Raw genomic sequence first — 12,268 nt, 5'->3', positions numbered from 1 at the left:
CGGCAACGATACCGCGCGATTAATAAACGTTGTTCGATAGTCTACCACGGACCGACCCCCGCCCGCCCCACAAGCCGCATCGCACCACAAACCAGTCTTTTTGGGACGGCGCGAATCGTGGCAGACAGCCTCCCAACACGCTAATGGCGGGAGCGCATCCTCACCAAACGAACCATGGCAAGCGCAAAGCCCACGGCGGCCACAACCATAAGCACGTAGAACACCGAGCGAAAGCCGAATAGGAATACATCCGGACGGCCTGCAACAAAACTGGTCACAGCCTCGCCCATCGCCACGCTCATCTGCCCATACAGGATATTCGACGCCACCGTAATGCCGAGTGCCATGCCAGCATAGCGCGCCAGGCTACCCAGGCTGCCCGCAAAGCCGAGCGCTTCGCGCGGAGCCGAGCCCATATACAACGAGTTGTTGGGGCTCTGGAAAATCGACGTACCGCACGACATAAACGCGACGCAGCAGACGATCACAGGGATAGAAGAGTGCTCGTCGAGCGTGCTTACCGCAAAGAGACCGCATACGTACACGCCCAGGCCGACCGCCGTGGGGCCCTCGCAGCCAACACGGTCCGAAACCGTACCCGAAAGCGGGCCGATAAAGGCATTCACCATTGGCAGCGCCAAAAAGAGCAGTCCGGAAATGTCAGAACCAAAGCTGTGGGCGTCCTGAAAATAGAACGGCAGAATAAACTCGGATGCGCCGATGCCAACGAACACGATGAGCATGCAGGCAAGGTTGATGGTGAAGGCCGAATTTGCAAAGCAGCGACGAGCGGCCTCGATCAGGGACATGGGGCGCTCGCCGGCCTCCGGCTTAACATGCGGCAGCGTGTAGAGCCCCACGATAAACGAGATGACGCCAATGGGCAGGTTGATGAGGAAGATGCTCTCCCAGGGAAAGCTTGCCACCAGCATGCCACCGAGCACGGGGCCACACATCATGCCGAGGGCCACGAAGGTCGCAAGAATACCCATGGCACGGCCTCGTTCGCGCGCCGGAAACGACTCGGTGATGATACCCATGTTGTTAGCCATGGCCGCCGCGCAACCTATGCCCTGAACAATGCGTGCCAGGATAAGAACCTCGAGCGAGGCCGAAAGGCCGCACAGCAGCGAACCGACCGAAAAGACGATGACGCCCAACTGGAACACATTCACCTTGCCGCGCACGTCGCCCAGACGGCCAAACGGCAACATAGCCACGCAAGTCGCAAGCAGATACACCGAGCTTACCAGCTGAATGCGATCGAGGCCCACGCCCAGCTCCTTTTGCATCACGGGCAGCGCCACGGTCACGACGGTCGAATCCAGACACACCATAAACGTCATGATGAGCACGGTAAACAGAATCGCCCACTTGTTCTTTCCATGGGTGTCGCCCTCTAGGGCAATGTGCTCGCGGCGCAGCTGCTCTGCAGTTTTCTCCATATCCATCCTTTCGAGTGGCCCAACGCAAAAAAACGGGGCCCCAATCGCATGCAAACAGCCGCGATTGGGGTCCCGCCTACGGAATCGGAACGAAAGGTCACCGAAGCTTTCTGCCAGCATCGGCGCCTTATGCGAACGCTAGCCTAGCACTGCTCAAGCGCCTGCTCAAGGTCGGCAATCAGATCAGCCGTGTCCTCGAGGCCGCACGACAGGCGCACCATGTCGGCGGAGATGCCACAGGCAATGAGCTCCTCATCGTTCATCTGGCGGTGCGTGGCATTAGCGGGATGCAGGCAGCAAGTGCGGGCGTCGGCCACGTGCGTGGCGATCTGGGCGAGCTTAAGGCTCTTCATAAAGGTCTCGGCAGCCGCGCGACCACCGTTAAAGCCAAAGCTCACCACGCCGCAGGTACCGTTGGGCATGTACTTCTGAGCCAGGTCATAGTACTTATCGCCCTCCAGGCCCGGATAGCTCACGAAACGCACCTTGGGATGGCTCTGCAGGAACTTGGCAACGGCCAGGCCGTTCTCGCAATGACGCGGCATGCGCACATGCAGGCTCTCGAGCGAGCTGTTCAAGAAAAACGCCGCCTGCGGGTTCTGCATGGGGCCGAGGTCGCGCATGAGCTGAGCGGTTGCCTTGGTGATGAAGGCGCCCTCGCGACCGAACTTCTCAGCATAGGTCACGCCGTGGTAGCTGTCGTCTGGCGTGGTGAGACCCGGGAACTTGTCTGCATGGGCCATCCAGTCAAACTGGCCGTGGTCGACGATTACGCCACCCAGGTAGGCCGCATGGCCATCCATGTACTTAGTGGTGGAGTGCGTGACGATGTCGGCGCCCCACTCAAAGGGACGGCACATCACGGGCGTCGGGAAGGTGTTGTCGACCATCAGCGGTACGCCGTGGTCGTGCGCGGCCTTGGCAAAGCGCTCAATATCGAGCACGGCAAGGGCGGGGTTGGCGATCGTCTCGCCAAAGACGAGCTTAGTATTGGGCTCAAAGGCTGCCTCGAGCTCCTCATCGGTGCAGTCGGGGGCAACGAACGTGCAGGTAAGCCCCATACGGCCCATGGTGTGGGCGAGCAGGTTGTAGGTACCGCCGTAGATGGCAGAGCTTGCGACCACGTGATCGCCGGCACCGGCCACGTTAAAGATCGCGAGGAAGTTCGCAGCCATGCCCGAGCTCGTGAGCATCGCTGCGGTGCCGCCCTCCATCTCGCAGATCTTGGCGGCAACCAAATCGCACGTGGGATTCTGCAGACGGCTGTAGAAATAGCCCGACTCCTCCAGGTCAAACAGCTTGCCCATGTGCTCGGACGTGTCGTACTTCCACGTGGTGGACTGGTAGATGGGCACCTGGCGCGGCTCCGCATCTCCCGGGTGATAGCCGCCCTGAACACATGTCGTACCGATGGTCTGCTCGCTCATATCTAGCTCCCTTGCCTGGGTTACGTTTCATTCGGTTCACGATACCGCTACCCTGCACCCCTCTCAACCCATCCCCAAGGTAGGTTATTGGACAAATTGATCAGGGGTATTTATCTCAAGCCTTGGGCATTTGCTCGATAGATAAAAATGAGGCATACATGAAGCTCTCGATGATTACACGCACCGTCACGGGTACCATAGGCGGGTACACCGTGACCAAGGAGACAACGATGAAGCAAATCGATACGGCCCAGCTCGACATCACCGCCTGTCAGGCTCAGGCTGCCGAATACCACGCCCGTGGCTTTAACTGCGCCCAGGCCGTCGCCTGCACGCTCGCGCCCGCCGTCGGGCTCGACCCCCAGGTCGCCTTTACCCTCACCGAGGGCTTTGGCGCCGGCATGGGCGGCATGACCGAAACCTGCGGCGCCATCTCGGGCGCCGTGGCCATCATGGGCTTCGTGATGAGCGACGGCATGGAAAACCCCAAGACCAAGGGTCAGACCTACAAACTGTCGCGCGAAATCGCCAAGCGTTTTGGCGAGAAGAACACGACGACCGTCTGCGGCACGCTCAAGGGCATTGGATCGGATAAGGGTCCGCTCCGCAGCTGCCCCGGCTGCATCGACGATGCCGTCGAGATCGCCTGCGATATGCTAAAGCAGCTTGCCGAGTAAACGGCAGCAACAGAAAACGACGGCCGGCGCGCTTGGGATCCATCCAAAAGCACGCCGGCCGTCGCCGTTAGAACTCGGCAAATTCGGGAGCGCCGACCTCAATCTCCTCGCGCCCCGCCATAAGCTCGCGCATCTTGGCGCAAAACGACTCCTGCTCCCCTGCCTTAAACACCAAGTGAAGTGTCACGGTATCCGCGTAATCGGTATCCGAAACCTTGGCACCCGAATCCTGGGCCAAGCGAAGCACCTGCTCATACTGCGGATAGGCCACATGCACGACAACCGGCACGACACTCGTCATCTCGACGATCTGCCCGGACTCCTGAGCCGAGGCCACCGCCGCCTGCGTCGCCGCGGTATAGGCGCGCACCAAGCCACCAGGACCCAACAGCGTGCCGCCAAAATAGCGCGTCACCACGCAGCAAACATTTTTGAGCCCCGCGCCGCGCAGCGCCTCGAGCGTCGGCATACCGCTCGTGCGGCTCGGCTCACCGTCATCGCTCTGGCGCTCGCGTCCATCGACCAAAATCCACGCGGGCACATTATGCCGAGCGTCGTAATGACGCTTGCGAACCATCTCGATAAAGGCATTCGCCTCGTCCTCGGACTCAATATGGACCAGTTGGGCAATAAACCGGCTCTTGCGGTCCACAAACTCGCCCGAAGCCTCAATATTCGATTGCAGAGTAAAATAGCTGTCCAACAAAGCCCCTCAACAACAAGCAAAGCAACAAACAGCCTCAATAATACGGCAAAGCCCGTACCGTTAACCCCGATAAATAGAACGGCAACGCCAATGACCAGCCAAAGACAGCGAGACGGCGTCAGCTGAGTCGATTTGGCCCGAAAGAGGAGGGAGCACGCCTTATGGCGGCGACCGACGAATGAGCGCCAAATCGGCCAGCTGACGCCGTCGAAGGCGAGAACCCGTCAGCGCGAGCAAGGTGCCTTGAAAGACGAGGGCATTGACCTTATGGTCATGCCCGAAGGCTTGAAAGGCAGATTGCCGCGCTGACGGGTTCGCAGCGTCAACATAGTTGCTGAGTGGGCCTGTAAGCCGGGTTCTGTCGTGAACGGTCATTTATCTTGTCTGCACGTTACCGTACAGCTCCACGCACGCTACCCGAACGCGGACCGGGCCGGCCCATAGCGTTCCTATTCGCGCTTGCTCCGGATGGGGCTTGCCAAGCCGCCGTGTCGCCACGGCGCTGGTGGTCTCTTACACCACCGTTTCAGCTTTTCCCTTTACGCCTTGCGGCGCAGGTGGGAGTCTTCTTTTCTGCGGCGCTTTCCGTCGGATCACTCCGCCCGGCCGTTAGCCGGCATCCCGCCCTCTGGAGCCCGGACTTTCCTCACGCGTGCCGCAAGCAGCACATCGCGCGACCGTCTGGCCCACTCAGCAGTGCAAGAGTGTAGCACACCGTTGCCGCAGGCAATGGCACAACACAAGCGTTCGACACGATAAACCAAGAACCACGCTATGCAGTACAATAGTATCGTCGATGGGCAACGTCGTCAGTCGAGACGCGACCGCGCTCCGCACCCCTCCGTCTACTCGGTGCGTTCCCGCCTCCTCCCCGAGGCGGGATGTCGGCATTTTTCATGCACCGACAACCCAATAGTCTGCGAACAGCCAGGGCAGCATTGCACACGGGAAGCATCGCGCACCTCATCAGCAAATGCAAAAAGGGACCCGTCCATTGCGGACGAATCCCTTAAAACAAGTGATCGTCAAACCGATTTACTCGGCGTCGGTCTCCTCGTCCTTCTTCTCGGAAGGCAGCGGGGTGACCTCGATCTCAACGCCCAGAGTCTCAGCAGCAGACTTCATGGACAGGGAGATACGACGACGGTCGAGGTCGATCTCCATGACCTTGACCTGAACCTTGTCGCCCACGTGGGTGACCTGAGAAGGCTGATCGACGTGCTTGTTGGCCATCTCGGAGATGTGCACCAGGCCCTCGATGCCCTCGCCCAGGTCGACGAAAGCGCCGAACGGGACAAGCTTGGTCACAGTGCCCTCGACGATAGCGCCGACGGGGTACTTCTTGACCAGTGCGCGCCACGGATCCTCGGTGGTCTGCTTGAGACCCAGGGAGATGCGCTCGCGGTTGAGATCGACGTCGAGAACCTCGACCTCGACCTCCTGGCCGACCTTGACAACCTCGGAAGGATGGTTGACGTGGTTCCAGGAGAGCTCGGAGATGTGGATGAGGCCATCGATACCGCCGAGGTCGACGAAGGCGCCGAAGTCGACGATGGAGGAAACGGTGCCCTGGAGACGCATGCCAGACTTGAGCTTGGACAGGATCTCGGAGCGCTCGGCCTTACGGGACTCCTCGAGCACGACGCGACGGGAGAGGACGACGTTGTTGCGGTTGCGGTCCATCTCAATGACGCGAGCCTCGATGCGGGTGCCCATGTAGGAGGTGAGGTCCTTGACGCGACGGAGGTCGACGAGGGAAGCGGGCAGGAAGCCACGCAGGCCGATGTCGAGGATCAGGCCGCCCTTGACAACCTCGATAACCTCGCCCTCGACGTTCTCGCCGGAGTTGAACTTCTCCTCGATGCGGTTCCAAGCACGCTCATACTCGGCACGCTTCTTGGACAGGACCAGACGACCGTCCTTGTCCTCCTTCTGGAGAACCAGAGCCTCGATGGGATCACCGAGTGCAACGATGTCTGCAGGGTTAGCGTCCTTGCGGATGGACAGCTCGCGGACCGGGATAACGCCCTCGGACTTGAATCCGATGTCAACGAGCACCTCGTCATGCTCGATCTTAACGACAGTGCCGTTAACGAGATCGCCCTCATCAAAGTCGGTAATCGTACCGTCGATGAGGTTGTTCATCTCCTCCTCATTGACATCGTCAAGAGAGAAAATGGACGAGTTCTGAATCTCACTCAAAGGTGGACCCCTTTCGAACTACGGGGCCCCGATTGCTAGGACCTACAGAAGGGTGCGACAAGCACACAACGTTTAGGAACACTCGGGAGCCGACAGATACTAATGTGACGCTTATGCAATCACGTTCGTATAGGTTACGGGGAAATGAGTTCGATTTCAAGCGTGAACTGCGATATTTTACTCGTGTGGAGACTTTTTCGTAATCTTATGGACAGCCGCCTCCACAACTTGACGATAAGCAGTTTGCCCATACGCCTTTGAGGTAAAGTATCCGGAGCCAACGATTCTGGAACGATTTTTCGAGAAAGGTGCCCGCGTGCTCAAAGCAGTCGTTTTCGATATGGACGAAACGCTTCTTAGCATCAACCTCAACGCGTTCATCCTTCGCTATTTTAAGGATGTCTCGTCGATGCTCGCGGATATCGGTCGCCGCAGCCGCGGTGGCACGATGGCACGCCTCGGCACCATCTTGGTCGACCTCAACGCCAATCGCCGAAGCGGCACGGATAATCGCACCAATCTGGAGTTCTACCAAGAAGAGGTTGAGCGCCGGTGCGGCATTTGCCTCTCGGACCCACTTATCTACGAGGCGTTTACCTACTACGACCGCGAAGTTCTTCCGTACAAGAACGACGATGTCATCAACGCCCACGCCATGCCGGGCGCACACGCCGCGCTTCAGGCCGTACAGGACGCAGGACTGCGTTGCGCGCTCTTTACCAACCCCAGCTTTCCTCAGGGGGCCATCGAGTGCCGCATGGGTTGGGGCGATCTGGCCGACGCCCCCTTTGAGCTCGTCACGCACATGGGAAACACCACCCGCTGCAAGCCCGATGCCACCTACTATCTAGAGCAGCTTCAGGTGATGGGGCTCGAGCCGCACGAGGTCCTTATGGTAGGCAACGACCCCAAGCGCGACTTCCCCAGCCCCGCCTGCGGCATTCAGACTGCCTATGTAGGCCAGGGCAAGCCCAGCCGAGCCACCTGGCGCGGAACCATGGAAGACTTCGCCCGCAACTTCAACGCCGTAGTAGAAGCCTTCTACGAACACCAAATAGCCGACGAACTGTCCTAACAGACTCGAGTCTTGCCGATCATGATGTTGAGGATCTCGACGTCGGTGTCCTTCATGCCCACACGGCCTACATAGCCCATGCTGGCGATTGTCTGCTCGACGGTATCCTGGATCAGGCCCTCACCGGCACGGAAGCCGCGGCCCTGCATGGCCATATCGTGGCCCAGAATCGCCGCATCAACGGCAGCGGAAATCTTGGCGGCACAGCTTGCCTTGGCGCCATCGCACACGATGCCGCCCACGTCACCGAGCGTGTTCGAAACCGTCGCGCCAATCTGCTCGCGCGTGCCACCACACAGCCAGGTAATCGCGGCACCGGCACCGCATGCGGCGCAAATAGCACCGCAAAACGCCGAGAGCGCACCAATATAGCTCTTGATATGCACGGCGATCAGATCAGACAGCATCACGGCGCGCACCAGGCGATCATGGTCGCAGCGCAAATACTCGGCATACTCCATAACGGGCAAGGCACAGGTAATGCCCTGATTGCCCGAGCCGCACACGATGGCGACCGGCAGCGCGCAGCCGTTCATGCGGGCATCGGACCCGGCGGCCGCACGGGCACGGGCACGGCAGGCGACGTCATCGGCACGAGCGCCCAGCAGCGTACGGCCCACCTCGGCGCCCCAAGCGTGCGCCAGGCCCTCGGCACTGATCGCACCGTTCAGCTCAATCTGACGCTCAACGGCAGCGCGGGCGTCCTCAATGTCACCGTCCTCGATAAAGTCGATGATGGACTCAATGCTCATAGGGGTATCGGCGTTATCTGCCGCACGCTCGGCCACGACGCGCTCGGCGCAGGCGGCACACTCCCCCGCCGACTTGCCGCATACCGGAATACCGTCGAGTGTATGGCACGTGACATTAGTGTGGTGATCGGTAATCTCGACGACCGCGGTATGGCCCCCGGCCGTCGCAGTCACCTTGATGTAGAGGTTGGGCACACCCTCGACAAGCGACACATCGCAGTAACCGGCATCGGCGAGAAGCTCGGACACGCGAGCACGGTCTTCGTCGTTAACGCTCTCGAGCACCTCGAGTGCGCTCTTGGCGTCACCGCCCACGGCACCCAGCACGGCCGCCGCTTCAATACCGTGCATGCCGCCCGAGTTGGGCACGGTCACGCTCTTAACGTTCTTGATGATGTTGCCCGAGCAGGCAACGTCCATATGATCGGGTTCGCAACCGAGCGTCTGGCTCGCCAGCGCCGCTGCATAGGCAACGGCAATGGGCTCGGTGCAGCCGAGCGCACAGACAAGCTCGCGGTTTAAAACATCGCAAAACGCGGTATCACGAAGGGAATCGGCAAGCATAGGTATCTCCTACTTGTATAAAGGGCTGGGCTCTCGATAATAGTTAGCTCTTTTATTTGATAACAATGCATCAAAAACCGCAACCCAAGTTCCGGCGGACGGCGTTCAAGCGCAAACTGACAGCATTAATACATGAAAAGCTAGTCTTGTTACATGCTAAAGCGTTTGACCAAAAAACGCCCGAGCGTTTACACAAAAGTCGCGCTATCATGCAGTCGAACGCGGTAAAACCTTTAGCAATTCCGCCGCACGGACCAGAGAGGAACCACTCATGAAGATTGGTATCGGTAACGACCACGCCGCCGTCGAGCTCAAGAACATCATCTCCGAGCACCTGAAGGAGCGCGGCTGCGAGGTCGTGAACTTTGGCACCGACACCTCCGAGAGCTTCGATTACCCCATCGCCGGCTACAAGGTGGGTAAGGCCGTGGCCAACGATGACGTCGACCTGGGTATCCTGATCTGCGGTACCGGCGTCGGCATCAGCCTGGCCGCCAACAAGGTCGAAGGTGTTCGCGCCGTCGTATGCTCCGAGCCCTTCAGCGCCAAGCTCTCCCGCATGCACAACAACACCAACGTGCTCGCCTTTGGCGCCCGCGTCGTGGGCTCCGAGCTCGCCAAGATGATTGTCGACGAGTGGCTCGACGCCGAGTTTGAGGGCGGTCGTCACGAGCGTCGCGTTAACCTCCTCAACGAGATCGACCACACGCGCGGCCTCAAGGTCGTCGACGAAGCCTAAACTACTCAGTGCCACAAGCTAACAGCAGGGGCCCGCTCGGAACTCATGCCCCGAGCGGGCCCCTTCATAGATTTTGGAATAAAAGGGCGCCGCGGATGGAATCCCGCGGCGCCCAAGCCACACGCTAACAGCTTTAAGGAGTCAAAGCTGGTTTAGCCAAAGAAACGCTTGATCTCGATCTCAGCGTTCTCCAGGCAGTCGGAGCCGTGGATCACGTTGGCGTTGACATCGACAGCGAAGTCGCCGCGAATGGTGCCGGGGGCAGCATCAAGCGGGTTGGTAGCGCCCATAAGGGTGCGCATCTTGGAGACAGCGGAGAGACCGGAAACGACCATCTTGACGACCGGACCGCTCGTCATAAAGTCGCAGAGACCGCCAAAGAAGGGCTTGTCGGCCAGATGGGCGTAGTGCTCCTCGACGGTAGCGCGCTCGAGCGTGGTCATCTCCATGCGCTCGATGACAAGGCCGCTGCGCTCAATGCGAGCAACGATCTCGCCGATTTTGCGGTCGCGCACGGCGTCGGGCTTAATCATGATGAAGGTCTTCTCGATAGCCATAAAAGTAGCCTTTCAAGTAGGTTCGCGCGTGCCCAAGTCCCATTCCGGCACCCGCCTGGACTGCATCGTAACAGAGTTTTAGCTGCAGTTAAACAAAAAGCTGTTTATTGAAACGCTGCAATTTATTAAAGCGCTCCATATGTGTCACTTCTGTTTCGAAGCCTGATTAGAGTACCATCCGACCGCCTATCAACCGCACCGAACAGAGCAGACGGTCGGTTGCCACCCGCGAACGTACCCCCTTCACAACCTGCCCAAAGGTCCTACAGAAGTTCTCGACAAACCCCTCCCCCCTAGCAACAAAATACGGGCGCCCACCGTAGCGGGCACCCGTAAAGGCAAGATATGATGAACACACCAGACAGACGCATCCAATAAGCTAATTAACCCCGTGACCCATCTCGACGACCTTGGTCAGCGATCCAAACACGCCCTCGTCGGCCACGAGCTGTGCCTCGGCACGCTGCAGCTGCACGGAAACGGCGGCAGGAGCGGTGCCTCCCTCGGTCGCGCGCGCGGCGACAATCGACGGGATGTCGAGCGCCTCGGTAATGTCGCGCTCAAAGAGCGGGCTTGCCTCCTGGAACACCTCAAACGGCAGGTCCTCAAGATTGCAGCCGCGCTTCTCGCACATCAGGACCAGATGGCCCACCACGGCATGTGCCTCGCGGAACGGCAGACCACGCTTGGCCAGGTAATCGGCAACATCGGTAGCGGCAAGGTGCCCCACGCCGCACTCGCGCGCCATGGCATCCTCGTTGACGGTCCAAGTCGAAATCATTCCGGCCATAACGGACAGGCACTGCATGAGCGTGTGAGCGGTATCGAGCGCGCCCTCCTTGTCCTCCTGCAAGTCTTTGTTATAAGCAAGCGGCAGGCCCTTCATGGTTACGAGCAGCTGCACCAGGTTGCCATAGACACGGCCGCTCTTGCCGCGAATAAGCTCGGCAAAGTCGGGATTCTTCTTCTGCGGCATGATGGACGAGCCAGTGGAGTACGAGTCGGAAAGCGTGATAAAGCCAAATTCGGAGCTCGACCACAGCACGATCTCCTCGGAAAGACGCGACAGGTGCATCGCCATGACGGAGCCGGCGTAATGCAGATCGAGCAGGAAATCACGGTCGGAAACCGCATCGAGCGAGTTGGGAATCACGCCCGCAAAGCCAAGTTCAGCAGCCGTCATCTGGCGATCGAGCGGATAGCTCGTACCGGCAAGCGCGGCAGCACCCAGCGGGCAGTTGTCGGCGGCATCAAAGGCGGCCTTCAGGCGTGTAAAGTCGCGCGCGAACATCCAGGAATACGCCAGCAGATGATGCGACAGCAGCACGGGCTGAGCATGCTGCATGTGCGTGTAGCCCGGTAGAATCACCTTGTCGTACTTCTTGGCCGCATCCACCAGCACATGGCGCAGCTCAAGATTGGCCTCCATGAGCTCCTTGGCCAGCGCCTTGACGCCCAGGCGCGTATCGGTCGCCACCTGGTCGTTGCGCGAACGTCCGGTATGCAAGCGCTTGCCAGCCTCGCCGATGCGACGCGTCAGCTCGCTCTCGATGGACATATGAATGTCCTCGTCGTTGATGTCGAAGGTGAAGTTGCCGGCATCGATATCCTGTTCGATTCCGGTCAGGCCCTCGGCTATCGCTTGCTCGTCCTCGGCACTGATGATGCCCTGGGCCGCCAGCATCTTGGCATGTGCCTTAGAGCCGGCGATATCCTGCTTATAGAGATGTTTGTCGACCGGCAGCGACGCGCCAAACTCCTGCGTGACCTCGGCCACGCCCGCCTCAAAACGACCGCCCCAAAGAGCCATGGAACCGTCTCCTTTCTCCAAATACCAAAACAAGCGCCCAAAGCAATGTGCCCTGTCGCTAAAGCGATTTATCAACCGCTAGTTTTACACACTCCCTACCGTGCGCGGGGCCATGTAGCTAATTTGCAAAGAAGTGACGCACCATGCACTTGGCGCCCAACGTCTCCCTCCGGATGTTGCCCTGCGAACCATCGATCCAGGCCTTCAGGCTCATAGGGACATCCTCGACCTTTGCAGCATCGATCTCAGGCGCGAGGGCAAGCAAAGCATGCGCAATAGCATTGAACATAATGGATACTCCTCATATATATAGG

General features: G+C 59.4%; 11 protein-coding genes and 1 other RNA gene. 3 read left to right on the top strand and 9 right to left on the bottom strand.

Going from position 1 to position 12,268, the window contains the following annotated elements; all coding sequences use genetic code 11:
* Positions 1–140: 140 nt before the first annotated feature.
* Both RX395_RS00885 and RX395_RS00880 read right to left on the bottom strand, forming a co-directional pair.
* Positions 141–1,445, bottom strand: a complete 1,305-nt coding sequence (locus tag RX395_RS00885; protein WP_316364788.1) for an MFS transporter — start codon at positions 1,443–1,445, stop codon at positions 141–143.
* 143 nt (positions 1,446–1,588) lie between these two features.
* On the bottom strand, positions 1,589–2,872 hold the full coding sequence (locus tag RX395_RS00880; protein ID WP_316364786.1) for an O-acetylhomoserine aminocarboxypropyltransferase/cysteine synthase family protein: 1,284 nt from the start codon (positions 2,870–2,872) through the stop codon (positions 1,589–1,591).
* 230 nt (positions 2,873–3,102) lie between these two features.
* On the opposite strand from RX395_RS00880, the gene RX395_RS00875 reads away from it, so the two are divergent.
* Positions 3,103–3,549 carry a C-GCAxxG-C-C family protein gene (locus RX395_RS00875; protein WP_115596185.1) on the top strand — a complete coding sequence of 149 codons (447 nt, stop codon included), beginning with the start codon at positions 3,103–3,105 and terminating at the stop codon, positions 3,547–3,549.
* 67 nt (positions 3,550–3,616) lie between these two features.
* Here RX395_RS00875 and RX395_RS00870 read toward each other — a convergent pair whose 3' ends face one another.
* From RX395_RS00870 to rpsA, 3 genes are all read right to left on the bottom strand, one after another.
* Positions 3,617–4,255 (bottom strand): YigZ family protein, encoded by a 639-nt coding sequence (locus RX395_RS00870; protein WP_316364784.1) that lies wholly within the window; start codon positions 4,253–4,255, stop codon positions 3,617–3,619.
* A 331-nt stretch (positions 4,256–4,586) separates the two neighbouring features.
* Positions 4,587–4,948: RNase P RNA component class A (gene rnpB, locus RX395_RS00865), an RNA gene on the bottom strand.
* A gap of 342 nt (positions 4,949–5,290) precedes the next feature.
* Positions 5,291–6,457, bottom strand: a complete 1,167-nt coding sequence (rpsA, locus tag RX395_RS00860) for a 30S ribosomal protein S1 (protein ID WP_022095232.1) — start codon at positions 6,455–6,457, stop codon at positions 5,291–5,293.
* A gap of 316 nt (positions 6,458–6,773) precedes the next feature.
* On the opposite strand from rpsA, the gene RX395_RS00855 reads away from it, so the two are divergent.
* Positions 6,774–7,532, top strand: a complete 759-nt coding sequence (locus RX395_RS00855) for an HAD family hydrolase (RefSeq protein ID WP_316364781.1) — start codon at positions 6,774–6,776, stop codon at positions 7,530–7,532.
* On the opposite strand, the gene RX395_RS00850 is transcribed toward RX395_RS00855, so the two are convergent.
* Entirely contained in the window at positions 7,529–8,848 is a 1,320-nt protein-coding gene (locus RX395_RS00850; RefSeq protein WP_316364779.1) for an L-cysteine desulfidase family protein, read from the bottom strand. The genes RX395_RS00855 and RX395_RS00850 overlap by 4 nt on opposite strands.
* A gap of 271 nt (positions 8,849–9,119) precedes the next feature.
* Between RX395_RS00850 and rpiB the strand changes: the two genes are divergently transcribed.
* Positions 9,120–9,587, top strand: coding sequence for a ribose 5-phosphate isomerase B (gene rpiB, locus RX395_RS00845; protein WP_316364777.1), 468 nt, complete (start codon positions 9,120–9,122; stop codon positions 9,585–9,587).
* A 152-nt stretch (positions 9,588–9,739) separates the two neighbouring features.
* Here the strand turns inward: rpiB and ndk are convergent, their stop codons facing one another.
* The 3 genes from ndk to RX395_RS00830 all read right to left on the bottom strand — a co-directional run bounded on the left by ndk (position 9,740) and on the right by RX395_RS00830 (position 12,243).
* The gene (ndk, locus tag RX395_RS00840) at positions 9,740–10,144 is read right to left on the bottom strand and encodes a nucleoside-diphosphate kinase (RefSeq protein ID WP_055251725.1); all 405 of its coding nucleotides are present in this window, start codon (positions 10,142–10,144) and stop codon (positions 9,740–9,742) included.
* Positions 10,145–10,523: 379 nt separating this feature from the next.
* Positions 10,524–11,954, bottom strand: coding sequence for an argininosuccinate lyase (gene argH / locus RX395_RS00835; protein WP_316364774.1), 1,431 nt, complete (start codon positions 11,952–11,954; stop codon positions 10,524–10,526).
* 118 nt (positions 11,955–12,072) lie between these two features.
* The gene (locus tag RX395_RS00830; protein ID WP_260699153.1) at positions 12,073–12,243 is read right to left on the bottom strand and encodes a hypothetical protein; all 171 of its coding nucleotides are present in this window, start codon (positions 12,241–12,243) and stop codon (positions 12,073–12,075) included.
* Positions 12,244–12,268 lie beyond the last annotated feature (25 nt).

The sequence above is a fragment of the Collinsella aerofaciens genome (assembly GCF_032584215.1).
In the GTDB taxonomy this organism is placed as follows: Bacteria; Actinomycetota; Coriobacteriia; order Coriobacteriales; family Coriobacteriaceae; genus Collinsella.
This window is presented reverse-complemented; position numbering and strand designations above follow the sequence as displayed.